General features: G+C 52.4%; 26 protein-coding genes. 7 read left to right on the top strand and 19 right to left on the bottom strand.

The window, feature by feature from the left end; all coding sequences use genetic code 11:
- The 6 genes from PsAD5_RS20410 to PsAD5_RS20435 all read right to left on the bottom strand — a co-directional run bounded on the left by PsAD5_RS20410 (position 1) and on the right by PsAD5_RS20435 (position 6,804).
- A complete protein-coding gene (locus tag PsAD5_RS20410) occupies positions 1-1,383 on the bottom strand; it encodes an aldehyde dehydrogenase family protein (RefSeq protein ID WP_063293599.1) in 1,383 nt (460 codons plus the stop codon).
- A 35-nt stretch (positions 1,384-1,418) separates the two neighbouring features.
- Positions 1,419-2,816, bottom strand: a complete 1,398-nt coding sequence (locus PsAD5_RS20415) for a glutamine synthetase family protein (protein ID WP_063293438.1) — start codon at positions 2,814-2,816, stop codon at positions 1,419-1,421.
- Positions 2,817-2,947: 131 nt separating this feature from the next.
- Complete coding sequence (locus PsAD5_RS20420; RefSeq protein WP_057461334.1) at positions 2,948-4,003, bottom strand: TRAP transporter substrate-binding protein; 1,056 nt, start codon at positions 4,001-4,003, stop codon at positions 2,948-2,950.
- Between the two features lie 139 nt (positions 4,004-4,142).
- Positions 4,143-5,468 (bottom strand): TRAP transporter large permease, encoded by a 1,326-nt coding sequence (locus PsAD5_RS20425; RefSeq protein ID WP_063287599.1) that lies wholly within the window; start codon positions 5,466-5,468, stop codon positions 4,143-4,145.
- A complete protein-coding gene (locus PsAD5_RS20430) occupies positions 5,465-5,974 on the bottom strand; it encodes a TRAP transporter small permease subunit (protein WP_063287600.1) in 510 nt (169 codons plus the stop codon). The genes PsAD5_RS20425 and PsAD5_RS20430 overlap by 4 nt, the downstream gene beginning before the upstream one ends.
- On the bottom strand, positions 5,974-6,804 hold the full coding sequence (locus tag PsAD5_RS20435; RefSeq protein WP_063293600.1) for an N-formylglutamate amidohydrolase: 831 nt from the start codon (positions 6,802-6,804) through the stop codon (positions 5,974-5,976). The genes PsAD5_RS20430 and PsAD5_RS20435 overlap by 1 nt, the downstream gene beginning before the upstream one ends.
- Before the next feature lie 162 nt (positions 6,805-6,966).
- Here PsAD5_RS20435 and PsAD5_RS20440 point away from each other — a divergent pair, with 162 nt between their 5' ends.
- A complete protein-coding gene (locus PsAD5_RS20440) occupies positions 6,967-7,842 on the top strand; it encodes a MurR/RpiR family transcriptional regulator (protein WP_063287601.1) in 876 nt (291 codons plus the stop codon).
- On the opposite strand, the gene PsAD5_RS20445 is transcribed toward PsAD5_RS20440, so the two are convergent.
- Positions 7,839-8,816, bottom strand: coding sequence for a TDT family transporter (locus PsAD5_RS20445; RefSeq protein WP_063293439.1), 978 nt, complete (start codon positions 8,814-8,816; stop codon positions 7,839-7,841). The two genes, PsAD5_RS20440 and PsAD5_RS20445, sit on opposite strands and share 4 nt — an antisense overlap.
- A 155-nt stretch (positions 8,817-8,971) precedes the next feature.
- On the opposite strand from PsAD5_RS20445, the gene PsAD5_RS20450 reads away from it, so the two are divergent.
- From PsAD5_RS20450 to PsAD5_RS20460, 3 genes are all read left to right on the top strand, one after another.
- Positions 8,972-9,865, top strand: a complete 894-nt coding sequence (locus tag PsAD5_RS20450; protein ID WP_063293440.1) for a LysR substrate-binding domain-containing protein — start codon at positions 8,972-8,974, stop codon at positions 9,863-9,865.
- Positions 9,866-10,139: 274 nt separating this feature from the next.
- Positions 10,140-11,108, top strand: a complete 969-nt coding sequence (locus PsAD5_RS20455) for an AraC-like ligand-binding domain-containing protein (RefSeq protein ID WP_063293441.1) — start codon at positions 10,140-10,142, stop codon at positions 11,106-11,108.
- Positions 11,109-11,225: 117 nt separating this feature from the next.
- Positions 11,226-13,217 (top strand): copper amine oxidase, encoded by a 1,992-nt coding sequence (locus PsAD5_RS20460; protein ID WP_063293442.1) that lies wholly within the window; start codon positions 11,226-11,228, stop codon positions 13,215-13,217.
- 54 nt (positions 13,218-13,271) lie between these two features.
- On the opposite strand, the gene PsAD5_RS20465 is transcribed toward PsAD5_RS20460, so the two are convergent.
- The gene (locus PsAD5_RS20465) at positions 13,272-13,916 is read right to left on the bottom strand and encodes a DJ-1/PfpI family protein (RefSeq protein ID WP_063293443.1); all 645 of its coding nucleotides are present in this window, start codon (positions 13,914-13,916) and stop codon (positions 13,272-13,274) included.
- A 415-nt stretch (positions 13,917-14,331) separates the two neighbouring features.
- Here PsAD5_RS20465 and PsAD5_RS20470 point away from each other — a divergent pair, with 415 nt between their 5' ends.
- Positions 14,332-14,940 (top strand): TetR/AcrR family transcriptional regulator, encoded by a 609-nt coding sequence (locus PsAD5_RS20470; RefSeq protein ID WP_063293444.1) that lies wholly within the window; start codon positions 14,332-14,334, stop codon positions 14,938-14,940.
- Positions 14,941-14,984: 44 nt separating this feature from the next.
- On the opposite strand, the gene PsAD5_RS20475 is transcribed toward PsAD5_RS20470, so the two are convergent.
- From PsAD5_RS20475 to PsAD5_RS20505, 7 genes are all read right to left on the bottom strand, one after another.
- Positions 14,985-15,335 carry a RidA family protein gene (locus PsAD5_RS20475; RefSeq protein WP_063293445.1) on the bottom strand — a complete coding sequence of 117 codons (351 nt, stop codon included), beginning with the start codon at positions 15,333-15,335 and terminating at the stop codon, positions 14,985-14,987.
- Positions 15,336-15,370: 35 nt separating this feature from the next.
- A complete protein-coding gene (locus tag PsAD5_RS20480; protein WP_063293446.1) occupies positions 15,371-16,486 on the bottom strand; it encodes an NAD(P)/FAD-dependent oxidoreductase in 1,116 nt (371 codons plus the stop codon).
- The gene (locus PsAD5_RS28700; protein ID WP_063293447.1) at positions 16,483-17,898 is read right to left on the bottom strand and encodes an FAD/NAD(P)-dependent oxidoreductase; all 1,416 of its coding nucleotides are present in this window, start codon (positions 17,896-17,898) and stop codon (positions 16,483-16,485) included. The genes PsAD5_RS20480 and PsAD5_RS28700 overlap by 4 nt, the downstream gene beginning before the upstream one ends.
- Positions 17,891-18,220, bottom strand: a complete 330-nt coding sequence (locus PsAD5_RS20490) for a (2Fe-2S)-binding protein (protein ID WP_063293448.1) — start codon at positions 18,218-18,220, stop codon at positions 17,891-17,893. The genes PsAD5_RS28700 and PsAD5_RS20490 overlap by 8 nt, the downstream gene beginning before the upstream one ends.
- A gap of 146 nt (positions 18,221-18,366) precedes the next feature.
- Positions 18,367-19,371 (bottom strand): TRAP transporter substrate-binding protein DctP, encoded by a 1,005-nt coding sequence (gene dctP / locus PsAD5_RS20495; protein WP_063293449.1) that lies wholly within the window; start codon positions 19,369-19,371, stop codon positions 18,367-18,369.
- Positions 19,372-19,466: 95 nt separating this feature from the next.
- The gene (locus PsAD5_RS20500; protein ID WP_057461316.1) at positions 19,467-20,765 is read right to left on the bottom strand and encodes a TRAP transporter large permease; all 1,299 of its coding nucleotides are present in this window, start codon (positions 20,763-20,765) and stop codon (positions 19,467-19,469) included.
- 1 nt (position 20,766) lies between these two features.
- The gene (locus PsAD5_RS20505; RefSeq protein ID WP_057461315.1) at positions 20,767-21,282 is read right to left on the bottom strand and encodes a TRAP transporter small permease; all 516 of its coding nucleotides are present in this window, start codon (positions 21,280-21,282) and stop codon (positions 20,767-20,769) included.
- Positions 21,283-21,425: 143 nt separating this feature from the next.
- Here PsAD5_RS20505 and PsAD5_RS20510 point away from each other — a divergent pair, with 143 nt between their 5' ends.
- Entirely contained in the window at positions 21,426-22,367 is a 942-nt protein-coding gene (locus PsAD5_RS20510; RefSeq protein WP_063293450.1) for a LysR substrate-binding domain-containing protein, read from the top strand.
- Between the two features lie 95 nt (positions 22,368-22,462).
- On the opposite strand, the gene PsAD5_RS20515 is transcribed toward PsAD5_RS20510, so the two are convergent.
- From PsAD5_RS20515 to PsAD5_RS20525, 3 genes are read right to left on the bottom strand one after another with little or no spacing between them, the layout of a single operon-like run.
- Positions 22,463-23,080 carry a pyridoxamine 5'-phosphate oxidase family protein gene (locus PsAD5_RS20515; RefSeq protein ID WP_063293451.1) on the bottom strand — a complete coding sequence of 206 codons (618 nt, stop codon included), beginning with the start codon at positions 23,078-23,080 and terminating at the stop codon, positions 22,463-22,465.
- A gap of 14 nt (positions 23,081-23,094) precedes the next feature.
- Positions 23,095-23,559, bottom strand: coding sequence for a nuclear transport factor 2 family protein (locus tag PsAD5_RS20520; RefSeq protein ID WP_063293452.1), 465 nt, complete (start codon positions 23,557-23,559; stop codon positions 23,095-23,097).
- A gap of 51 nt (positions 23,560-23,610) precedes the next feature.
- Complete coding sequence (locus tag PsAD5_RS20525) at positions 23,611-24,156, bottom strand: carboxymuconolactone decarboxylase family protein (RefSeq protein ID WP_063287619.1); 546 nt, start codon at positions 24,154-24,156, stop codon at positions 23,611-23,613.
- A 131-nt stretch (positions 24,157-24,287) separates the two neighbouring features.
- Between PsAD5_RS20525 and PsAD5_RS20530 the strand changes: the two genes are divergently transcribed.
- Positions 24,288-25,187, top strand: coding sequence for a LysR family transcriptional regulator (locus PsAD5_RS20530; protein ID WP_063293453.1), 900 nt, complete (start codon positions 24,288-24,290; stop codon positions 25,185-25,187).
- Positions 25,188-25,245: 58 nt separating this feature from the next.
- Here the strand turns inward: PsAD5_RS20530 and PsAD5_RS20535 are convergent, their stop codons facing one another.
- Positions 25,246-26,034, bottom strand: a complete 789-nt coding sequence (locus PsAD5_RS20535; RefSeq protein WP_063293454.1) for an enoyl-CoA hydratase-related protein — start codon at positions 26,032-26,034, stop codon at positions 25,246-25,248.
- Position 26,035 lies beyond the last annotated feature (1 nt).

Genomic DNA, 26,035 nt, shown 5'->3' on the forward strand with positions numbered 1-26,035 from the left:
TTATGCCTTTTTAAGATGATACGATTTTGGACGGGTCAGGTTCTGGTAGCCGATCTCAGACAGAGCGCCGCCGCGGCCCGTGTCTTTGCAGCCTGTCCAGCATAGGGCGGGGTCCAGATAATCCGCGCGGTTCATAAACACGGTACCGGTCTCAATCTGAGCGCCGAGCTTTGCTGCCCGTGCAAGGTCCTGTGTCCAGAGAGACGCCGTCAGGCCGTAGTGACTGTCGTTCATCAGGCGGATTGCTTCTTCGTCGCTCTCCACTTTCATGATGCCGACCACAGGACCGAAGCTCTCTTCGCGCATCACTTCCATATCATGGTTCACATCCACGAGGATTTGAGGTGCGAGGTAAGCACCACCATCATCTTCCGGGAAGAGGCCCGCGTCGATCATAGGCTTTGCACCTTGCCCAACAGCATCTGCCACCTGTTTGCGTACCAGCTCTGCAAAACGAACGTTCGCCATTGGGCCGATGGTGGTTTTCTCATCCAGCGGGTTGCCGAGCTTATAACCGGAAACGATCTCAACAGCCTTCTTCACAAAGGCATCGTACTTGGAAGAATGGACATAGATGCGCTCGATACCACAACAGCACTGGCCGGAGTTGAACATAGCACCATCAATGAGTGTTTCAGCCGCAGCCTCAACATCCGCATCATCCATCACGTAGCCCGGATCTTTACCGCCCAGCTCAAGGCCAAGACCTGTGAAGGTACCAGCTGCAGCGATTTCCATCGCACGACCGCCACCAACAGAGCCTGTAAAGTTGACGAAGCCGAAATTGCGGCCCGTGATCAGGTGAGAGGTGGTGTCATGATCCAGGAAGAGGTTCTGGAATACCTCTGCCGGAACACCTGCCTCTGCAAACGCATTTGCCAGACGCTCACCAACCAGAAGCGTTTGGGTGGCGTGCTTCAGGATCACCGCGTTGCCAGCAATCAAGGCCGGAGCAACGGTGTTAATCGCAGTCATGTATGGATAGTTCCATGGTGCGATCACGAGGATGACGCCGTGCGGTTCCTTCTCGATGCGGCGCTCGAAGTTGTCGCTCTCTTCGGCAATGATCGGTTTCAGGCTTTCTTCCGCGATCTTTGCCATGTGCGAGGCGCGCTCGTTAAAGCCGCCAAACTCGCCACCGTAACGGACCGGACGACCCATCATTTTTGCGAGTTCAGGAACGATTTCGTCGTTCTGTTCACCAATCTTTGCGACGCCAGCCATTACCAGTTTGATACGCTCTGCAAGTGGACGCGCTGCCCACTCTTTCTGCGCGCTCTTGGCACTGGCAATGACGGCTTCTGCTTCTTTCTGGCTTGCCACCGGACGTTCTGCAAATACAGAACCATCAACCGGCGAAATACATTTTAGTGTTTTTGTCATGGTCAACTCATCATTCACAGCGTGGGCTGGTTTTATCAGGCCCGTTCAAACCCGCGCGCAACTTCCCAGTCGGTTACACGGCGGTCATATTCATCCTGCTCGATCTTGGCGGCATGTGCGTAGTGATCAATCACATCGCCCCCAAACGCAGCACGAAGCATCTCGGAAGACTTCATTTCGGTGGCAGCATCGCGCAAGGTCGTCGGAATTTCGCGAGCGCCCTTACCTCCGTAAGCATCGCCTCTGAACTCTGGCTCCAGCTCAAGTTCGTTTTCGATGCCATCAATGCCAGCAGCGAGCAGCGCGGCCATTGCCAGATATGGGTTCAGGTCTGCGCCGCCAACACGGCACTCAACACGCACAGCCTTGGTACCATCGCCGCATACGCGATAGCCAGCGGTACGGTTGTCCATGCTCCAGATTGCTTTGGTCGGCGCAAAGGTACCAGCGGCAAAGCGCTTGTAGGAGTTGATGTTTGGCGCAAGGAAATAGGTGATCGCACTTGCGTGCTTCAGCAAACCAGCGAGGTAATGGCGCATCATCTTGGACATGCCGTATTCGCCGGATGGATCGTAAAACAGAGACTCGCCATCCTTGCCCCAAAGAGACTGGTGCACGTGGGAGGAACTGCCGGAAGCATCATAATGCCACTTGGCCATAAAGCTGATGCTCTGGCCGTTCTGCCATGCGATCTCTTTACAGCCGTTTTTGATGATGGAATGGCGGTCTGCCATATTCAGTGCATCAGAATAACGGACGTTGATCTCTTCCTGACCGGCATCAGCTTCACCTTTGGAGCACTCGACCGGAATGTCGGCGCCGTTAAGCCCGTTACGAATGGCACGCATCACGTTCTCTTCCTTGGTGGTCTGGAAGATGTGATAGTCCTCATTATAGGCTGAGACTGGCGAAATATTGCGGTAGCCCTTGGCGTGGGCTTCTTCAAAACTCTCTTTGAACAGGAAGAACTCCAGTTCAGTCGCCATGTTAGCGGTCATGCCCATGCCTTCGAGGCGGTCGACCTGGCTTTTCAAAATGGCGCGCGGAGAATGTGGAACTTCTTTATGGGTGTGGTGGTCCAGCACATCGCACAGTACCAGTGCGGTGCCTTCCAGCCATGGAATAATGCGCAAGGTGGCAAGATCCGGCTTCATGACGTAGTCGCCATAACCCGCTTCCCAACTTGTGGCCTTGTAGCCATCCGGAGTGGCCATCTCCATGTCGGTTGCAAGCAAGTAGTTACAGCTGTGAGTTTCTTCCCAGGCGCTGTTCACGAAGAACTCACCCTGAAAGCGCTTGCCCATTAAGCGGCCCTGCATGTCCACCTGTGCGGCAATAACGGTGTCTATCTCACCGGTGTCGACCAGCTCGCGTAACTCGTCGAGGGTCAGTTTTCCGGTTCTACGTGTCTTTTTGGTTTCTTCTCGCAACATACCTGTTCCCCGAGGACCCTATTAAAGCGGCGGATGCCTGTGCCTCTCCTGCATGGCATCACCGACACTGCTTCGTTACTGTGTGGTGTGGCCAGCCCGAAAACCGGGCTGACCAATCTTGGAAAAACAGCTTAGCCGTAGCGGTAAGGACGACCAGCTTTTGCCATTGCTGCGTTGTATTCCTTCAGGATCTTAACAACGCGGGCGTTACGCTCGGACTTGGCTGCAATCTCGTCCCAGAACTTGAGAGCTTCGTCTTCAACAGTTGCCCACTCTTCATCAGGAATGGAGGTCAGCTCCATCTTCTCGCCTTGTGTGCGCAGCTTGGCTTCGCCTGCCCAGTACCAGTGCTGGCGGTAGTAGTGAGAACTATCCATGCACAGGTTAAAGAGGGTCTTCAGGTGATCTGGCAGTTCATTCCAGCGCTCTTCGTTGGCAAAGTAAGAACCAGCCCACGCACCGGAGATGTTGTTGGTGAGGAAGTAGTTGGTCACGTCAGCCCAACCTACAGTGTAATCCTCAGTGATACCGGACCACGCAATCCCGTCCAGTTCGCCAGTCTGCATTGCAACTTCAATGTCTTCCCATGGCAGGGTGACCGGAACAACGCCGAAGCGTGTCAGGAATTTGCCAGCGGTTGGGAAGGTGAAGACGCGCTTGCCTTTCAGATCAGCAAGGCTGCGGATCGGGTCTTTTGTCGCAAAGTGACAAGGATCCCATGCACCAGCGGAAAGCCACTTAACGCCTTCAACTTCGTCATAAGCTTCTTCCCAAATCTCTTTCAGACCCCAGTGGTTAAACAGAGCTGGAACATCAAGGCTGTAACGGGAAGCGAATGGGAAATAGCCACCGAAAACAGATACATCTACTGGTGCTGCAATGGAGTCATCATCTGACTGAACAGCATCAATGGTGCCGCGCTGCATGGCACGGAACAGTTCACCAGTTGGTACCAGCTGGTCTGCGTAGTATAGCTCGATCTCCATCTCACCATTTGCTGCCTTGTTGAAGGCGTCAATGGATGGCTTGATCACATGTTGAGCAAGTGCTGCACCAGCATATGTCTGAAGGCGCCATTTGATAGGACGACCTGCAGCATGAACAGCCGGGGCTGCAAGGGTAGATGCACCAGCAGCGGCGACGGTTGTTAAACCAGCTTTCTTAAGAAAATCACGTCTATTCGTCATACTCAATTCCCCTTGGAATATGAATTTCTGGATCCCTCAGAACCGGTGGACTTTTTATAGCGAGGGGTGTGATTTTTATCTGTCTCCATCCGGAATTCGCTAATTACTTCAATGGGTACGTTTGTGATGCCTTGTCATGTCACCTCGCGTAGTAAAGGTTGGGCAGCCAAAGCGCGATTTGCGGGAAGACCGTGACCAGAGCCAATCCAAACACCATGATTGCCACGAATGGAATGATGGATTTGTAGATGTCTGTCAGCGAAATCTCCGGCGGCGCCATGGCACGCATCAGGAACAGGTTGTAGCCAAATGGCGGTGTCATATAGGCGATCTGACAAGTGATGGTGTACAGCACGCCGTACCAGACCAGATCAAACCCAAGCACTTTGACCAATGGCACGTAAAGCGGAGCCACAATCACGAGCATCGCGGTGTCATCCAGGAACATGCCCATGACGATGTAGGAGAGCTGCATCAGCAGAAGGATTTCCCATGGGCCAAGACCAAGGTCGCCCACGAAGAAGCCTTCAATCGCACGCACAGCGCCCAATCCGTCAAACACAGCACCAAACGCAAGAGCTGCAAGAATGATCCACATGAACATACAGCTGATCTGAAGCGTCTTTTCAGTGGTGATGTGCAGCAAGCGGAAGGTGAGGCGCCGTTTGAATGCAGCGGCCAGTGTCGCAGCTGTTGCTCCAACAGCGGAACTTTCCACGAGGCTGGTCACACCCATCAGGAACAGACCAGTCATCGCAAAGAAGATGAACAGCGGGATCACACCAGCTTGTAACAAGCGGATTTTCTCAGACCATGTGATCTCTTTGCGCTCTTCTTCAGAAAGGGTTGGACCCAATTCCGGCTGAAGGCGGCAACGCACCACAATGTAAAGAATGAACAGTCCTGCCAGTAACAAACCCGGAATAGCGCCTGCGAGCCAAAGTTTGCCAACTGGTTGACGGGCAATCATGCCGTAAAGAACCAGAACAACGCTTGGCGGTACGAGAATGCCCAGTGAGGAACCAGCCTGAATAACGCCAGTCACCATAACCTTGTCATAGCCTCGACGCAGCAACTCAGGCAGAGCGATGGTTGCGCCGATGGCCATACCGGCCACAGACAGACCGTTCATGGCTGAAATCATCACCATGAGGCCGACTGTGCCGATGGCCAATCCACCATGAAGGCCACCTGTCCAGACATGGAACATCTTATAAAGATCTTCGGCAATGCCTGATTCAGAGAGCATATAGCCCATGAAAATGAACAGTGGCAGCGTGAGGAGCGGGTACCACTTCATCAGCTTCATGCTGGCGGAGAAGGCAATTTCGGAGCCACCATCACCCCACAGCAGAAGGGCGGCGATAACAGCAACGGAACCAATTGCAGCAAAAACACGTTGCCCGGTCAGGAGCATCAGCATCATGCTGGAGAACATCAAAATTGCGATCAGTTCATAACTCATGGCGCAGGCCTCCCAAGGGCTGCGGCCAAGTCTTTAAAGAACGTCGCGATTGCCTGAAGCAGCATCAAGAATATTCCAAAACACATAATGGCTTTGATTGGCGCCATAGGTGGTGCCCAAGCCGAGTAGCTTTCCTCACCGTATTTGACTGCGTATTCCAACGAGGAAAGACCGCCGTAAAGGAGGAAGATGAGGTACAAAATCAGAAGCAGGATGGTCATGACATCCATGGTGGCTTTACGCCGTGGAGACCAGCTTCCATAAAACAAGTCCATGCGCACGTGAGACTGTGTCTGCATGGAATAGGCGCCACCCAGAAGGTAGTAGGCTGCCATGGTGAACTGGGCTGTTTCCAGCGTCCAGAGCGGCGGTGCGAAAAAAGTCTTCGCGATGGAGGAGTACAACAGCACCCCCAGCATCACGAAAATGAGGTACATGGCAAAGCGGCCAACATATTTGTTGATCCAGTCCACATACCTGACGAAAACAACTATTCCCCTTGGCATTAATCTGCTGCCCTTGCTTTTGTTGTTGCTCCCTGCCCGCTCACAGTTATTTCAGCGCTAAACTGTGGCAGGACTTGCAGAATTGCCTCTCCTAACAAGTCTGCAATTTTCTTCTGGTCTGCTCGCTTTGCGATTAAGTCGTTGCGCACTTCAATCATAACGTTTAGCAGGCCGCGGGATTGTGCCTGATCAACGAGGGTATGCGTAACCCCGTCTTCCGGCCCATATGGTTCGTTTCTTTGGATGACGTAGAGATCCGATGGGCACAGTGCTTCCAGCAGTGCATCGGCAAAGCGGGTATCGCTGTCATGCAGCACACCTACCTCGACGGCTCTTTTCTTGCCGTTGTAAACTGGTGTGAACGAGTGGATCGTGACCATCACCGGAAGCTGACCCGCCGTATATTTGGCGTCGATCACCTGTTTTACTTCAGACTGGAAGGGGCGATAAAATTTGTTGGCCCGGTCTTGCCGCTGTTCATCATTCAACGAAACATTGCCCGGCACCTCGTAGATCTCGCTTTTTTCCGGCATGGCACTGGGTGCTTCCGGTGGGCGGTTACAATCATAAACGAGGCGCGAAATTCGTTGAGCGACCAAAGGTGCGTTCAGCTTGGTGGAGAGAAGTTTGGCAATCGCCAAAGCTCCTGGATCCCAAGCTGCATGGCTGCTTGCAGCTTCTTCACTTAGACCGAGGCCATTTAGGTATGCAGGAATAAACTTGGATGCATGTTCGCAGATCAACACAACTGGAGCCGTTCCTCCTGTATTGATCGTTTCAACAGTGTCGTTGCCAACAGATTCTATCTGGTCAGTTTTGACTTCAGACAAGAACAGTCCCCCCGAATGCATCTTGTTTTTCCTTGTACTTTCAGTCTTTTTATTCGTAAAAGAGTTTCTGAAAGAAACGTTTCCAAGGAGACTAATCTGAAAGGAACGTTTCACAAAGCCTAAAAACTAGGCAAATATACATACATCAGGTAGGTGAGAGACGTGCGAGACCCAAATGAACAGACCGTCGCAGAAAAATTACGCGGACATTTTAATGGGTTAACTCGTGCAGAGCGTCAGCTGGCCGTCTCCTTGCTTGCAAATTATCCAGTCAGCGGATTAGGCAGCGTTTCAGAGCTTGCAAAGTCGGCAAATGTCTCTGGTCCAACGGTCGTCAGAATGGCGCAAAAGATTGGTTTTGCTGGGTTTACGGAGTTGCAATCAGCCTTGAAGTTGGAAGTGGAAGAAACAATTTCCAACCCGATTTCCAAACAAGAGCGCTGGACCCGAAATGCACCTGATGCACATATTCTGAACAGGTTTGCTGACGCGGTCATCGACAATCTGAAACAAACCTTACAGCAACTCGATACGCAGGATTTCGATCAGGCTGTGGGTTTGTTGACGGAGCGCGAGCGGGCTGTCCACATTGTTGGTGGTCGTATTACACGTGCTTTATCGGACTATTTCTTTACGCATTTGCAGGTGATCCGTGATGATGTAATTGCCATCGCCTCCAACTCCAACACGTGGCCGCACTATCTCCTGAACATGAAACCGGGTGATGTTGTGGTGGTGTTCGACATCCGTCGATACGAACATGATATCCTGCGCTTTGTCGATCTGGCGCGTGAACGCGGGGCGGTTGTGATCGTCTTTACCGATCAGTGGACGTCGCCCGCAGCTGTTAATGCGGAATATGTTTTCAACGCCCGTATTGAAGCGCCGTCGGCCTGGGATAGCAGCGTTGTCATCATGTTTATTCTGGAAGCCATGATTGAAGCCATGACCACCTCCACATGGAAGGTGACCAAGGAGCGGATGAACACGCTGGAGAACCTGTTTGACAAGACTAAAATGTTCAGCAAGTCCAGTTAGTTGGTCTGCTGTCCCGTTGCGCGCGCTGGTAACAGAGCCGGTGCGAAGAATGTCAGGTATTTGAAACTGACATAGAGAACGACGGCTGTTGCCACATAAAGTTCAATGTGCGCCAAGGCTCTGATCTGCGCGACAAGATTGGCATTCGCACCCAGACTTTCCATCCATGATACCGTTTTAAAGAGCGCTGTTGCGCCAATTACGAGCGGAAATGTGAAGGCGGAAAAGCCTGGAGAAAATGGCAGGCGGAACAAGCGCAGGAATGAGATATAAATCAGCGCCGTCATAGCAACTGCAATTCCGCCAAGCACGGCGACCATAATTGGAGATGGATTACTCGTCAGAGTGAGATAACCAGCAAGCGAAAGACTGGCAGGTGCGGCGAGGATCGCGATGGTTGGTTTCGCTGCATCGGGCACTTCGGCGTGAAAAATCAAACGATACAGCATCATTGGTAACATCAGCGCATAGGCGACCAGACCAAACCAGAGCAAGGCGTTCGCAAAGCCTTCAAACACACCGCCGGGAAAAGCAACAGCTGCCACGATGATTCCAACTGGTGGCACAAACCAGCTTGGGACCATGTGCTGTAGACTGAAGCTTTTTGCACGATGATAAATGAACACAGATAAGAACGTGAGATGCAGGGCAATACCCAATAGCCAAAGCATCTGCCCGATTGTGAAATTGTATTGCGCGATTGCGTAGGATACGATCATCAGCGCCATTGCGGTTGTCGGGAGCACACTGCCAACAACTGGATGCCTCAGATCTTCAAAAACTGCGGTGTGCGCAAAAAAGATTTTTCCAAGCAGTAGCACGAGCAAAACGCTCGAAATCAATGCGCCCGTGAGTTGCAGCGCCCCTCCAAAATTGCCAGCATTTTCCATTGACCAACCGAGACTTGCTATCCCTAGCGCGAGACCACCGAGAGGGGCTGGAACATGAGCCAGTTTGTTTCGAAGAGTATTCATCGGAAATGCCAATAACCTGAGGGTGAGAAGACAAAGTATGCAACTCCAGTTCCTAGCTGATTTGATATGTCCTGAAAATCTGAATATATTGAATAGGTGGTTCAGTAAAATTGAACCCCATACAATACTGTCCCACAGATTGGCCTTGAAAAGAAATGAATGTAACGTTTCGTCAGCTTAAAGTGTTTGTTTCGATTACGCAGGAAGGCTCGATCACAGCTGCGGCAGAAAAACTGTTTCTCACCAAATCAGCCGTTTCTATGGCTCTTGCTGAGCTGGAACGTCAACTGGGGTGGAAGATGTTTGATCGTGCCAACAAGCAACTCATCTTAAACGAGCAAGGCCGCCGTTTACTTCCTCTGGCGGATGAACTGCTGGATAGATCTGAAGCGATCACGCAGCTTTTTGAAGGGGATGATGCAACCAACGGTAACTTGCGGATTGGGTCCAGCTACACAATTGGTAACCACCTGCTGCCCACCCTGCTCGGAGATTTCCGTGAAAACACGGGGTATCTGCACCAGTCTATGAGCCTCTCCAATTCCACCAAAACCTGCAGAATGCTACTGGATTTTGAGTTAGATCTTGGGTTCATTGAGGCAAAGGTCAGTGACAAACGTCTCAAGGTTGAACCGTGGATGACGGACGAAATGGTCGTGGTCTGCGCGCCATCTCAATGTCCCGCTACCGATAAGCCGCTTGAGTTAGATGCGCTCGAAGGCAAGAGCTGGGTTTTGAGGGAACCGGGATCTGGCACACGAGAGTATTTTCTGACTGAAGTTGCTGCGAACCTTGAAGAGTGGACAGAAGCGTTCGAGCTCAACAGCACCACGGCTATCGTCAACTCAGTCATCGCAGGGCTCGGTCTGACTGTGCTTTCTCGCCGCTCTGTCAATGCCGCCGTTCAAGATGGTCGCTTATCGATCGTGCCCTTGAAGCACAAGATGATCAGGCAATTTTCGCTGGTCTATAACACGGAGAAATACCAGAGCCCCGTCTTCAAATCCTTTCGGGAGTTCGCCCACAACTGGACTTTGGGTCGGGATTAACGGGCAGCTTGCGCAACATTAGTTTTATGGAAATGCAAATAATCAGCGTTTGAATGTATTTCGACTATCGTACTCACTCCTGTGGTTTAATAGCCATTTTATCCAATAAAACCATTATTTTACAACCTCATATCCAAGACGCACCTAGTTGATCTTGTAGTTGAAACTGACTTAGTCTGAGCATGAAATAAGCGATTTATAGGAAAATGCATATATCTGGCTTGATTGCTGTTTAGATTCTTTCTAGCATTCCCCTTGGTTAGGGGAGGCGCCAGTGTGTATTCAGATACCTTCAACTCAATCCTGCCGATATGAGCTGGATGAATGGAACACACGGCTGACTGAAATCTGTGGTCACTTTGTTACAAACACAGAAGCTGGAAGTGTCATGGGAAATGCCTCCATACTCCAGCTTGGTGATGTTGATTGCGCCCGCGTCACTCACAATGCAAGAGAGATCACCCGTGGACCTGCTGATATCAGCAAGGACGGCGAGGCCTACTATTTTCTGATCCTGCAGCTTCGGGGAGAAGCGGAGCTGGAACAGAATGGACAAACCGCGCTGCTTTCCAAGCCCGGAGACATGACGTTGATCGATTCCGTCAAATCCTCCATTTTCCGGGCTAACCGCACTTTGGGGTCTGACCAGATATCCATGCATATCCCGCGCCATCTGCTGCATCGGCATTTCAATTCTGCTTATGCCTGTGGTCGCAAGGTCTCCGCGTTTTCCGGGGCTGGCCAGCTGATCAACGCCCACCTAAATCTGCTGCTTGAAGCCCAGCCGGGAAGCCAGAAACAACATTTGCTCTCAGGGGCGTTCAACGATGTGGTGAGTGCAACCTTTCTTGAAGAAGACACCAGCGTTTTGCAGGAGGGATATGACAAGCTGCAGTTCCTGTTGTCTCTTATTCACGACAATGCGCTGGAAGAGAGCTTCAACATCGAAGAGCTTTCAAAGCTTTCCAGCATGTCGCGCAGTAGCATTTATCGTCTTTTCAGAGAGCACGGATTGAGCTGTAACGAGCAGATCGCCAAGGTGCGTGTCGGCAGGTTCAAACGTGAGTTATCGCGTCGTCTGCAATCCCGGCAGGCCTTCAGAATCTCTCAGCTGGCGTTTGAATTTGGCTTTCGTGATCTGTCGACCTTCAACCGGGCGTTTCGAGCGCAGGTTGGTATGTCTCCGCGAACCTTTGCGGAGCAGATACGGCAGAACAAGCTGGCTGTGAACCGATATGCCTAGTAAATTGCACAGGATGCGCAGACACAGCGATCCGGGCTCGCCTAAGCTTTGATTGGACGGATTTAGGGGGAGAAGACACAGGTGGGTTCATCTCCCCCTCCCGATGGGAGGGAACCAATGACTTTAAAGATGCTGGGGGGGCTTGTAGCCGCCTCAATGCTCACGACTGCCGCGTATGCTGCAGATCCTCATCCACTCGATGGCCTGACAGGAGATGAACTCAATACGGTTCGGGCAACCCTGATTGAAGCCAATGCTGCCAGTGATAAAACGCTATATCCGCTGATTGAGCTGTTGGAGCCACACAAAAAAGCGGTCATGAGCAATGTGACAGATGGGAGCCTTGATCGCAGAGCGACTGTTCATTTTCAGGAAGATGGCAAATTTCACCAAGCGGTGGTGAACATCACCAAAGGCACTGTCGAAAGCAGGTCAGACCTTGAAGGTCAGCCCATGATCATGCTGGCGGACTTTTTGTCGGCTATGGAGATCGCGCTGGGAGATGAGCGTATGGTTGCCGGGCTCGCCAAGCGTGGCCTGACGCCAGATGACGTTTATTGCCTTCCGCTGACTGCTGGTAACTTCTTTACTGATGCAGAAAAAGGCAAACGCCTGATGAAGGTGCCTTGTTATGTGAACCCGACAAGCTCTAACTTCTATGCCAAGCCGGTTGAGGGGCTGGTGGCTGTGGTGGAGCTTTCAGAGCGTAAAGTTCTGGAAGTTATCGATGAAGGCGCTGTCCCTCTTCCAGAAGATGACTGGGGCTACAACGAGGATGAAGTGGCCAAACGTACGGCATTGAGAGCCAAAACCAATCCGGCACGCCTGCGTCAGGAGGGTGGTCCAAACTTTACTATTGATGGCAGTGAGATCACCTGGGACATCTGGAAGATGCGGTATCGCGTCGACAAACGCCCAGGACTTGTTCTGTCGCAAGTCAAAGCCAATGATGGTGCGAACTGGCGTTCAGTGCTCTATCAAGCCTCTCTTTCTGAAGTGTTCGTACCGTATATGGACCCCTCCACTGGCTGGTATTGGCGGACCTATATGGACAGTGGCGAATACGGGTTTGGCCTCTTCCTGACACCATTGCGCAAGAACGTGGACTGCCCGGATTACGCAACTTTCCTTCCGGCATTGATCCATGATGATATGGGCCAGCCGCTGGAGATTCCCGACGCGATTTGCATCTTCGAGCGTGATATTGGAAACCCTGCATGGCGCCACTTTGAAGTCTTTGCCCAGTCAGAAACGGAATTTGTGCCTGCTGAAGGGCGGCCAGAAACAGAACTGGTCATCCGTACAGCTTCTGAGGTTGGCAACTACGACTACCTTATCGACTATCGATTCAAGCAGGATGGCACGATTTACCTGAAGGTTGGCGCATCTGGTCTGGATGCCGTGAAGGGCGTTGCGTCCAAGACCTTACAGGATCCATCCGCTGCCGAAGACACGAAATATGGCTCGCTCATTGCGCCCTATCTGGTTGCTCCATTCCACGACCATTACTTCAACTTCCGCCTGGACTTTGACGTAGATGGGCCGGACAACACCATGATGGTGCAGGAAATCGTTGGTGGTGAACCTCCGGTCAATGTGCCACGTCGCTCACTCTGGACGGTTAAGAACACACCGGTCAAAAGCGAGATGGAAGGTCGCTTCCGCCTCAGCTCCATGAAGCCGAAAGCCTTTATGGTGATGAACGGGAATGTCGACGGTTACCTTGGTCACAAGCCGGCCTACATGCTTCACCACGGCAGCGTGTCCTATGCTCCGTTTGACTTCGAAAACGATGCGCCGTTCGTGCGTAACCGCTACATCGAGTACAGCGTCTGGAATACTGCTTATGATCCAAAGGAGCGTTATGCAGGTGGCGCGCTTGCCATGGGATCTGACGGCTCTGATGGTTTGGCGGAATGGGTCAAGCAGGACCGCGAACTCATGAACAAGGATGTGGTCACATGGTTCACTGCTGGCTTCCACCACGTACCACGTTTGGAAGACTGGCCTGTCATGTCAACAGAATGGAAGACCATCCATATTCAGCCGATGAACTTCTTCCCTCGCAATCCGGCTCTCACAATCCGGTTGCCTGACGAGTCCAGCTAAGGCAGCACCCTTGGTTAGAGTATCCTCCTTGATTGCATTCAAACGGAAGGTGCTCTAACCGAGGCTTTTGTAAGTATATCCTTCTCCGGGAGTGGGTTTCACGCGGCCAGCTTTGGGGGGCAAATCTATGATGACCCCAAGCTTTTCCATGAAGGCCTGCATCCACGTCCAAAGGCCATGCCATTCCACGCCATAAACAATGTTTCCATCAACCACGACACCTTCGTATCCCAGCTTTTCGTAGGTATTGCCAGACATCTGAACTTCTGTTTGACACACAAAATTCCCCGTCATGGTTTTGCCCTTCAAAAGCCCCGTGGCAAGCAGGATCTGCACCCCTCGGCAAATGGAAGCGATCGGTTTGTTTTCCTTGATGAAATGAGATGTTACATCACGGACAATTGGGTATGTGCGCAAGTATTCGCAGGAGCGCCCCCCGGGAAGCACAAGGGCGATGTAATCGGCAGGATTCAGATGCTCAAGAGACACGTTGATGTTGATCCGATGCCCTTCCCATTCAGTGACTGTTTGATAGTCCTTATTGATATCGTGAATGGACGAGGCGACCGTTTCGCCCTCCCGTTTTTTAGGACAGGCAACATGAACTTCATAACCGATGGCTTTCAGCAGCATGAACGGAACAATGACTTCATAGTCCTCACCAAAGTCACCGGTAATCAGCAGAATCTTGAGCTTCATAAGGACATCCCTCCAAAATAATTGGTGTGAAAGATGCCATGGTGCGCTGAGCAAACTGTTGGGCGATCAACTCAGTTTTGATCCGTGATTAAGTCAGATTGTGCCGATTTGCTCGTTGATTGGTGGATGGAAACTCGGCAAAGTGTCCCACAAAACGTAAGCAACCCGTCTTCAATCTGAGTTGTGATTTCAGCTGCCGAATATGAACTTAGCAAGTTTGTAAACTTACGCAAATTCGTCAAACTCAAATCAATAGAAGCTTTGAGCTTAGTGAACAGGAGAAAAGCGTATCAACCTTGCTCAACATCGTGCGGCCTCAACTCCGTGATTGCATGCTAGCTTTTCCGCTGAGTTCCTGAAGGAAGCTGACTTTCAGCTCTAAAAGAGTTTGCAAACCAGCGTGTGGAGAGCGTTTATGGACGACCCTCAGAAACGGAGAGAGGATGCTGCTCCTGCTCTGCAGGATGATCGTTTGATCATTCTCAATGAGGCGTTGTGTTGTTTCGCACGCAACGGTTATTTCAACACCACATTCAAAGAGATTGCCAAGGAAACCGGGCTTTCACAGCAAACTATCGGATCCATTTTCGCCAGTAAGGATGAGATTCTGGCGGAATATCTGCAAATGTGTGACGATGAGATCGTTCAGCAAATTAAAGAAGAAACTGCATCAGATACGGATGTTCTGGAACGGATTCAGTCCATTTGTGTCACCACCCTCATCTATCTTGGGACACATTCTGAGCTGACTGCGATTTGGGTGGAGTTTTACAAACATCATGTGGCGCGTGTGGTTTTAAAGAAGTTCTTTGGTCTGCTTCGCACGCGTATTAGTGAGCAGATTATTGAAGGAATGGAAAATGGCGTTATCCGGCAGGCAAATGCAACGCATATCGTTGAAGCCATTGTCGAGTTGTTTGAAGGGACTCTGATCCTCAGCCGTTTGGAAGGCACCAACAACGAAGTGGAGCGACGCTTCCTTGCCTCCTGGGAGGTGATGGTGGAAGGGCTCGTACAGAAATAGCAGGGTTTGGTAAGAGCCCGTAAAAACCACGGGCTCTTTGTGTTTTATTGAGCTGCAACCACAGTAAACTCAACCAGAACATCTGGACGAGCCATGCGTGCTTCAACGCAGGCACGTGCTGGCTTTTCACCCTCTGCAACCCAGGCATCCCACACGGCGTTCATCGCAGCGAAGTCTTTCATATCGCGCACATAGATGGTGGTGGACAGGATCTTGTTGCGGTCGCTGCCAGCTTGTTCCAGCAGGGCGTCAACTTTGGCCAGACAGCGTTTTGTCTGTTCGGTGATGTCCCAGCTTGGATCATCAGCAGCCGTCTGTCCGCACAGATAAATTGTGCCGTTGTGCTTCACGATCTTACTCATGCGGTGGTTGGAATCCACGCGTTCAATTGTCATGGTTTACTTTCCTGTTGTCTTGGAAATCTTGGGAGCTAAAGAACCTTGCGTTCAAAGCGGTCGATGCGGAACGGGTTCAGGTCAAAACTGGTTTTTCCTGTGGTGATCAGCTGCGCGAGTACATCACCAACGACTGGTCCGAGCTGGAACCCATGGGCCGAAAAGCCGAAGGCATGGTAGGCATTGCGCGCATTCACCCCTGCCCCAATCACCGGCAGGTTGTCGGGCATGTAGGCTTCCAGTCCAGCCCACATCCGGTTGATGACGGCTGTCTTCATGATTGGGAAAAAGGTCTTGGTTGTCTCCGCAGCAAGGGCCAGCTTTTTGTAGTCCAGCGTTGTCCGATTATTATCACGATCCGCAAAACCTTTGGCGCCACCACCGATGAGCACAGTGCCATTTTCGAACTGCTTGAACGACAGCTGACGAGAGATGGCGCCTACGACCGGACCAGCAAAATGCGGCATTCGGGCGGTGATCATCAACATAGGCGCGCTGTAAGAGAGCGGGGTGTTGTCGCCCATCATCATGGCAGTTTTGTCCGCCCATGCTCCAGAGCAGTTGATCACAGTGCCTGTGTCATAGCTGGCTTTGTCGGTTCGCACCTGCCAAGCATCACCAATCTGGCGCAGGTTTACGAGTGCTTCACCTTCGTGAAATGTTGCACCAAATAGTTCAGCTGCTCGGCGAAAGGCACTGGTTGCTTTGTAGGGGATTGCATAGCCGTCTTGTTCAGACACCACGCCGCCCACGCAGTTATGCGCCACATGAGGCAATCGCTCGCGCAGTTCCTGCTGGTCGATCTGTATTTCGTGATCGTAACCCAATCCGGCGAGCTTAGTGATCCGGGTCTTGATCGTGCTCATGTCTGTGTCATCAATGGCAATGTTGATCAGGCTACGCCTGCGAAAACCAGTATCGCCCTCAAGTTCATCATCCAGTGTTTGCCAGCGGGACATGGCTTCTTTGGAGAGCGGCACCTCAGCAAAATCTCGGCCTAACAACCGCACACCACCTGCGTTGACACCGGAGGCATGACGGCCAACATATTCCTTTTCCAGCACCAGCGTCTTCATACCAGCCTTGGACAGATAGCAAGCCGTTGCGCTGCCGTGAATGCCACCGCCAATGATGATTGCATCAAAATTCATGCGGACACCTCAGCCGGTTTTTTTGCTGGTTTGATGTTTTGAAACTGACTTAACTCATCAACACTAAGCAACCTTTGTGGAGAGCGCAGGCGATAATAGCCGATGTCGGAAACAGGCTTGTTCTGCCAGACAGCAAGTAACTCACTGACGGTATGCCCGCATTGGCGGCCCTGACACGGGCCCATTCCACAGCGGGTCAATGCTTTAAGCGCATTCGGGTTTTTCGCACCTTGCTCAAAACCAGCACGCAGCTGCCCCATTGATTGCTCTTCACAGCGGCATACCAGCGTATTGGACGCCGCAGGGATGCGATGCTCTGGTGTTGGTGCATAATACGCATCAAGAAAACTGCGGAAGGCTTTGAAGGACTTCATGGCTCTCAGATGATCAGAACTTTTCTGCTGCAGATTTTCCGCGCTGAGTTTGCCAAGTTTGTTCATGGCCTTAAGTGCTGCAAGGCGTCCGGCATGTCGCGCAGCTTCCGCACCCTGAATGCCGGCTGCATCACCAACCACTGCAATGTGTGGGATCGAGCTTTGGCCCCAGTCATCCAGTGTCGGTGTCCAACACAGTTGTTGCTCTGCCCAATGATGTTCCATGCCAAGTGCGCGGGTCATGTTGAGGTTGGGTATGACGCCCTGATGCAGGAAGATATGATCTGCGTTGACGGAGTGGGTTCGTCCATCCTGTTCAAACTGAAGGCCAACGGCCTTGCTTTCTCCAAGCACGCTCAGGTTTGAGGCATGGCGGAAGACAGGAACACCAGCACGGCGAATTTCATTGAGGAGCATCAGACCTTTGATGAGGTAGGCTGGTTTGCGGAGCGCACCACCAATGTACTGCATCGCGCGGCCAACACCGCCTGCTGGCGTTGTGTCCACTACAGCGTTGACGGTTACACCAAGCCGCAGATACTGGGCCACGATCAAGTAAAGCAAAGGTCCGGTGCCAGCAAAGATAGCACCATCTTTGACCATGCCGTCAGACTTGAGCATCACCTGTGCGCTGCCTGCTGTCATCACTCCTGGCAAATGCCAGCCTTCAATAGGGAACGGGCGTTCCATCGCGCCCGGACTGATGATGAGTTCACGTGCAACAAGACGGCGGGTCTGATTGTCTTGGGAGTACAGGACCTCGCCGTTTTCTCCGATATGCCAGACATCCGCATTCTGGTGACGGTCAATGTCTGCCTCCATAAAGGCTTCAACCAGCTCCGCGCCCTCGGTGTACTCACTCCCGAGAACGGACGGGTCCAACAAAGGGCTCTGCGTCACATCCCGGTAGATCTGGCCGCCGGGGGTTGCCTTGCGATCAAGCACTGTGACCGAGGCTCCCTGCTGTGCTGCCTCTAGTGCGGCGGACATGCCAGCCGGGCCCGCGCCGATGATTGCGATATCGAAAATGTCACTCATGATCAGCACTCTCTTTTTGATGAAGTGCAGCAATGGATTGTTCGGTCAGGCCTTGGCTACAGACGTGCATGCCCTCTTCTACCGTCGTTAGGCAGGCCTGCTGGTTTGGCACGCCATTGACCTCAACGAGACACTCAAAGCACACGCCCATGGCGCAATAGGCGGAGCGTTGTTGGCCCGAGACTGAAGCAAGGCGGGTTTGTGTTTCACCGTGCAACGCCATGGCTGCCCAAAGGCTAGAGCCTTCAGCAACCTGAACCATCTGCCCGTTGATGTTGATGGAGACGCTTTGGGTCTCGGGTTTGCGCAGTGAGCGGAACATTGGACCTGACCTTTAGTGGCAAGCTTTAAAACAAGTGGGTTTCCCAATGAAACCGGGAGGATCAGGCAGTTCAGGTGAAACCGGGATTGGGATCCGGTTAGGGAACAAAGCTGCCTGATCCTTTGGAGACCTATCGGTCTGGACTGTTAGTTCTTGATTTTTTCAAGAATGGACTGACCCCAGTCCGCACCAACGTCGTTCAGGATCTGTGGCCATACGTCTGCGCGTACTTTCTTGGCTGCCGCTGCGAGCTCATCATCAGAGAGATTGACGATGGTTGCGCCGTAGTCTGCCAGTTTCTGCTCAAACGCACCCTGATCGGATTCCGCTTTAGCCCAACGCTTGGCTTCAAACTCTTTTGCTGCTTCTACGAGAGCTTTGCGGGAGCTTTCGTCAAGACCTTCAAAACGCTCGGAGTTAATGATCAGGTACCAAACTTCGAAGTGCGTGTTGACTGGGATGTAGGTCTTCGCAACATCACGGAAAGAGGCGTAATAACCTTCAGCACCGGAGCCCACGACGCCGTCAACAACACCGGTCTGAACAGCGGTGAAGGCTTCGGAGAATGGGATTGGGGAGCTGATGTAACCCAGAGCATCTGCTGTCAGCTGGAAGCTTTTGATACCAGGCACACGAACTTTGATGCCTTTGTCAGCGTTTGGATCGCCAGGAGCCACCGCATCACGGTTCAGCGCGATACCGCCGAAGTACACCGGATAAGCTGCCAGCATGGTGATGTCCTGCTTGGCGTAAAGCTCTTTCATTGCGTCGTGGATCGCGCCACCCGGACCGTAGATTTTTTGCGCCTGCTCCCAGTTTTCAGCCGCATATGGGAAGGCACTGAGCTGCATTTTGCGCTCAACAGCGGTTGCTGCCGGCTGTACAGCCATGTCGATTGCGCCAACGGAAATACGCTCCTGCACAGTGGTGTAATCACCCAGTGCACTTGCAGCGAAGATCTTCATCTTCAGATCGCCATTGGTTACTTTCTTTAGCTCTTCAGCAAGGTCTTTCACTTCAAGATCAACAGTTGCGCCTTGCGGGCGGATATGGCTGATCTTCAGCGTTTTGGCGTGTGCGATGGATGCTGCACTTACACCACCAATGATGGTTGCCAGCGCAAGGGTCGTTTTCAATGCCTTCAAAATCATAGTTCACCTCTGTGTTTTGTTTTCAATCGCAACTGAGGTTGCTGTTATCGGAGCTGCTCCCACAGCTCGCTTTGGGCTCTTGTCTGGTGATGGGGTCAGTAACCAAAGAGCCGGGGAATGAAGAGAGACAGGTCTGCCCAGAAGGAAGTCAGGAACACCACTGGCAGATAGCCAAACAGGATCAGGATCATGGCCGGGCGGATCACTTGCGTGACTGGCACCTTGCCGATACGTGCGCCCAGATACAGGATCGAAGCATATGGAGGGGTTACACCGCCCATAGCTGTGTTGACGCCCATGATCGCCGCGAACTGAATCGGGCTGATGCCGATCGCTTCCATAAGCGGCAGAAGCAGCGGAGCAATCAGGATGATCGCGGTCACGTCATTCACTACCATGCCCACAAGGAACAGCAGGATGTTGATGAGGATCAGCAGCAGTACCTTGTTCTCCGTAATGGAGAAGATTGCTTCCACCAGTTCCTGCGGTACACTTTCCAGAACGAACATCTGGGAAAGGATCATGGAGAAAAGGATCATCAGCATGATCGCGCCAACGGATGTCGCAGCCTCTTTGCCTGCGCCGAGGAAGGTTTTGGCATCCAGACCACGGTAGATGAGGAATCCAACAGGGATCGCGTAGATCACTGCAACAGCTGCTGCCTCAGTCGGGGTCATGATGCCGCCGTAGATGCCGCCGAGGATGATGACGGGCATGAGCAGCGCTGGAGTTGCCTTGAACCCGCGGTGGCTGGCTTCCTGCACAAATGCTTTGCCGCGTGGGCGGTCTTCCAGTTTCAGGTCAAACTTGCGGGCCAGACGCAGGTTTACAACGGAGAAGCTGGACATGATCAGCAAACCTGGACCGAGCGTTGCGAGGAAGCAGGCAAGGATGGACGTGTCAGTTACCCAGCCGTAGACGATCATGGTCACGCTTGGTGGGATCAGCAGGCCAAGCAAGGAAGCGTTGGCGATGAGCGCAGTTGCATAGGCACGCGGGTAGCCCTGCTTTTCCATCTCAGGAATGAGGAGTGGACCAATAGCGGCCACGCCAGTCAGGCCAGAGCCGGAAATTGCACCGATCAACGCACAGCTGACGGTCGCCACAACGCCCAGGCCGCCACGTAAATGGCCGATGAAGATGTTGACGAAGTTGAGCAAACTGGCAGCAATACCGCTGACGCTCATAATCGTGCCCGCCAGAACAAACAGCGGAATAGCAAGTAGAACCGGATTGCCGAGCTGCTGGAAGCCCCAAAGCATGTTGCCCTTCATGATGACGTCACCAGCGAAGTACATGGTCATCAGGCCTGCGCCAAAGCAGTAAGGCAGCGGTACGCCAAGTGTGAGCAGAATCACGAGAACTGCAACGGAAAGAAGTGCGATCTCAACCATATCAGGCCAGCTCCTCTTTTGGGGATTCTGTGGTGGTTGGGAGCGGCTCAGGGAACGTCCCTGTCAAAACCTGATGGATGTGTCGGCCCAGCTGAATTGCGGTGAACACCATCATCAGGACAAGGCCGGTGATCAGCGATATGTCCACGTAAAAAGTCGGGATGTAGAGGGTCGGGCTTTCACGCCACACACGCATAGAATATTTGGTGAAATCCCATGCCCAGTAGGTGAGCCAACAACCAATCGCGAGGCTTAATGCTTCCCCAATGAGGGCGAGCACGGCCACTTGCTTTGGTGTTTTAAGGAAGATTTCCAGAACGTTGGCGCGGATATGGCTGTTTTCACGGGATGCGTTGACCGCGCCCACCATGTAGAGCCACATTGTTGGATAAAGCAGACTTTCTTCCAGCCCCAGAACTGGAATTTCAAGCAGGTATCGCGTGATCACCTGTACAAATTGGCCCAGTGCAACAAGGCATATCAGCCCCGTCAACAGCAGGCTCATTAAGCGATCCATCAGCAATCCTCCCTAAGTAGATGTCCGCAGCGCTGTTCGGGGAAGATTTCGATTTTGACCTATAAAATCAAAGTGATTTAATCTATTAAGGTATAGAAAAAAATTATGGGGCATGTAATTGCCACACAATAACAGGCGGTTACATGAACCTGAGTTTTCGACAGTTGCAGGCATTTCGTGAAGTTATGCGAACGGGCTCAATCTCTGAGGCGGCACGTATCCTTGGTCGGACGCAACCTGCAGTAAGTTCTCTGATTTCCAATCTGGAACAGGAACTGGGGATCGAACTGTTTGAACGTCAGCGCGGCAAACTCCTTCGAAAACCGGAAGCGCAGTTCTTTTTGGGGGAAGCAGAAGCAATTCTGGACCGCCTCGCCCGTTCGACACGGACCATGCGCGAAATTGGCTCTTTGCAGCAGGGGCGGCTCAACGTGGCGTTCATGCCGGCCTCCTCTCAGGTGCTTATTCCGCAGCTGATCTCAGAGTTTGTCCAAGACAAACCGGAGGTGAAGGTCTCGCTGATGATGCGCGGGTCCAACGTGATTGAAGAATGGGTCGCCTCTCAGCAATATGATGTAGGACTGGCAGAAACCCCTGCTCCCAACAGTGCGTTGATTACGCATGATTTCCTGCTCAACTGTATTTGTGCCTTACGGAGTGATGATCCGTTGGCACGCAAAGAGGTCATTGAAGCAAAGGACCTTTCGGGCAAGCCGTTGGCGACATTGCCTGAAATGCACCCCAATTGCGTTTCCACGCGCATGGCGTTTGAGGAGCAGAAAGCGGAGTTCAACCAACGCTTTGAACTGCGTAACTTCCTCCCGGCCCTGAAGCTGGTGGAAGATGGCTTGTGCTATTGCATTTGTGACCCGATGACGGCGGACGGTTATCTGAACACGGCACGCGAACACAGCTCTCTCGTTTTCCGCCCGTTTGCACCCAAGGTGGTGCTGGCGATCTCAATTTTGCTGCCGTCCCAACGTCCGGCGTCTGCATTGGCAGACGCGTTCAGCGAAAAACTGCTGGGCGCAGTTACGGAGATTGAAAGGAAGCAATGGGGAGATTTTTATGGGGGGCCACAATAGTGGTGAAGGGTAGTGCGTATTCCCGAGATTAGGGCCAGATAAGTTTCGGGAATACGCAGTAACGGGTGAGTTTGCTCACCCGCTATTCGATATAATCAGCTCGCTTGTACGGCGCTTTGCAGCTTCTGGATCTGTTCTTGCAGTTCAGCGATCTTCTGTTCTTTTTCTTCCAGAGCGGATTTGACCCAATCTGCGTCGATGCGCACTGGAATGTGCTGCGGGCAGTTGGCATCCCATGCATCAACACTGAAGATAATTGCCTGCTCTGGAGCAGCACGATAGGGTTGATCGTAATCCATCAGCTGTTCAATCAAGCCCGGGTCATCCTCGATGACCTTAGCTGTGCCCCAGATCTTGATCCGCGTCTTCTGCATGTAATCGATTAGAAATATGAAGGCCTTGGAATTATCTTCCAGATTTCCCTGACTGATGTATTGCCGGTTGCCGCGAAAATCCGCAAACCCGAGGTGGCGATTGTCCAGCACCTTAAGGAACCCGGTTGGGCCCCCACGATGCTGAATATAGGGTTGACCATCAGCATTGGACGTTGCCAGAAAGAAGCTGCGCTGATCGGCGATGTACCGCGCCAGTTCTTCTGTTACTTCGTTTTTCCAACCACCGCCCTCTTCCATGCTGGCATAGCCGCGTCGCGAGCCTTTGCGGCTCTGGATGGCTTTCACTGTGGGAGTGAAGGCAATATCACTGGAATACATGGGGTTTCCTCCAGTTACAGACCCAGATCACTCAGGCTTGCATGATCATCAGGGCGGTGACCCAGCGGCCAATGGAACTTGCGGTCCTCTGGTGTGATCGGATGCTCGTTGATGCTTGCAATCCGGCGCTTCATGAGGCCGTCCTCTGCAAACTCCCAGTTTTCATTACCGTAGGCTCTGAACCACTGTCCGGAGTCGTCATGATACTCGTAGGCAAAGCGAACCGCGATCCGGTCTCCCTCAAAGGCCCATAGCTCTTTAATAAGGCGGTAATCGAGCTCTCGAGCCCATTTGCGAGTGAGCAGCTGCTCAATCTCAGGGCGTCCAGTTACAAATTCTGCTCTGTTCCGCCATTGGCAGTCTGGCGTGTAGGCCAAAGCTACCTTTTGCGGATCTCTAGAGTTCCAGCCATCTTCCGCCGCACGGATTTTGATGCTGGCTGTTTCCCGTGTGAATGGAGGGAGTGGTGGTCTGGTCATGACGATCTCCGGAAGGGTGGCAGGTGGATTGGGCTCCACCCGCCCGTGGTGTTAGGCAAGTTCTTTAACAGCAGGGAAGTCAACTTCGGTTCCCAAAACTTCGTTCATGTAGTTGGTCAGCGTGTTCAGAGCGACATGGCCAACAATTTCAACGAGTTCCGCATCAGAATAACCAGCGTCGCGTACAGCCCGCACCTGCGCATCAGAAACCTTTCCGCGGTTTTTGACGATTGCGACGGCAAACTCGACGGCAACGGCTGCTTTCGCATCTTCAGAACTGCCGCGGCGGTTCTTGGCAATTTCATCTGCAGAGAGTTTGGCAAGGTTGGATGCAAGGTAAGTATGCGCGGAGAGGCAGTAGTTACAGCCATTCTGCTCGCCAACGGCCAATGCGAGACGCTCACGAGTAGCGGCTGGCAGTGTTCCTTTGCCGAGCGCACCGTTCAAACCGAGGTAACCTTCCAGCGCCTGCGGGCTGTTGGCAACAATTCGGAACAGATTTGGCACCGAGCCGAGCTGAGAGTTGACGGCCTGAAGGGAAGTCTGGGAGCCCTGAGGAGCTGCCTCAATGGAAGATGGGGTAGGAATGCGTGACATTATTTTATCTCCATATTTTTGAAATCGGATGATGGTCTTCATGTAACCAATGTTTGAAAGGAAATAATTGGGCTTCTGTGCAATTCACTATTACACTCAGCGCAATAAATGAGCGTGATTGTGGGATTGAAATGGATAAGCTCGAAACAATGCAGGTGTTTGTAGAAGTGGCTGAACGGGAGAGCTTCGTGGAAGCCAGCAAGAAGCTTGGCCTTTCTGCTCCTGCCGTCACTCGCTCCATTGCCCGGCTGGAGCAATCCCTTGGCACAAGATTATTCAACCGAACCACTCGTCACGTCCGACTGACGGATGCGGGCAGGCACTATCTTTGCGATGTAAAAGGCATTTTGGAGAGCGTCGAACAGGCAGAAGCGTTTGTCAGCGGCAGTTATGCCAAGCCGATCGGCGAGCTTTCCATCACAGCGCCCATACTGTTTGGGCAGAAGTACATTATCCCTTTGATCACAGAGTACCTCGACCTCTACCCTGAAGTGACTGCCAATGCCGAGTTCTACGATCGCATCGTCAATATGGTGGAAGATAATCTGGACGTGGCGTTCCGTATCGGACATCTGCAGGATTCCGGGCTTTATGCGACCCGCGTGGGTAGCATCCGCCGCGTGATTTGTGCTTCACCAACGTATTTTAGTGAGCACGGCACCCCGCAAACACCGTCAGACCTTGCCGAGCACAAGATCATCCAGCCGACATCGGTTGAAACGAGCAACCATTGGAAGTTTGCTGGAGAGAAGGCCGAGGTGGTGAAGATCAACCCATATTTGCGCTGCAACCACAACTGTGCAGCTATTCAGGCAGCGACAGGTGGGGCTGGCATTACCCGATTGCTGTCCTATCAAGTGGCGAAAGACGTTTCGAATGGTGTGCTTCAGTTGGCGCTGGAGGATTATGAGCCTGAGCCGCTTCCAGTCCACATCGTTTACATGGAAGGTCGCCGTGCCAGCGCTAAAGTGCGTTCCTTCGTGGACTTCGCTGCTGAGCGCTTGCGAGACAATCCGTTTATCGGTGATTGATGTTTAAGAGCTGAAACGCCCGGAAAGCTGATATCGCATCCGGGCGTTTCTCGTTTAGTTAAGCGTCTTCCTGCTGAGCCTGCTCATTGAAATTTGGTGGTCGCTTTTCAAGGAACGCGGCCATGCCCTCTTTCTGGGCAGGTGAACCAAACAAGGCATGGTACATCTGCCGTTCAAAGCGGATACCATTTTCCAATGAGTTTTCATCCGCCGCATTTACGCAGGCCCGTGCCATCATGGTGATGTCTCGGGCATATCCCGCAATGGTTTTTGCAGTCTCATTCGCAACGGACATCAGCTCATCTGCAGGGATCTTTCTGCTGATGAGACCCATGTCGTAAGCCTCTTGCGCATCAATCATGCGGCCTGTGAGGATGAGATCCATGGCGCGTGCTTTACCAACCAACTTGGTCAGACGCTGAGACCCACCAATGCCTGGAATACAGCCGATCTTCACTTCCGGCTGGCCAAACTTAGCCGTGTCTGACGCCAAAATGATATCGCACATCATGGCGACCTCACAGCCGCCGCCCAAGGCATAGCCGGAGACCGCTGCAATCTTCGGGATGCGAAGCGCTGCAAAACGATCCCATCCGGTGAAAAAGTTGCTGGCGTACATGCTGGCATAATCCTGCACGTTGAGCTCTGCGATATCAGCACCTGCTGCAAAGGCTCGCTCATTACCAGTCAGAATTAGGCACCCGATGGCAGGATCTGCATCATATTTAGTTGCCGCATCCAGCACCTCTTCCAGAACCTGGGAGTTAAGTGCATTCAGCGCTTTTGGCCGATTGAAGCGAATGATTGCAACGCGGCCTTCGACAGATGTTTCAATGGTTTCATACATG

The sequence above is a fragment of the Pseudovibrio sp. Ad5 genome, assembly GCF_001623095.1.
GTDB lineage: Bacteria > Pseudomonadota > Alphaproteobacteria > Rhizobiales > Stappiaceae > Pseudovibrio.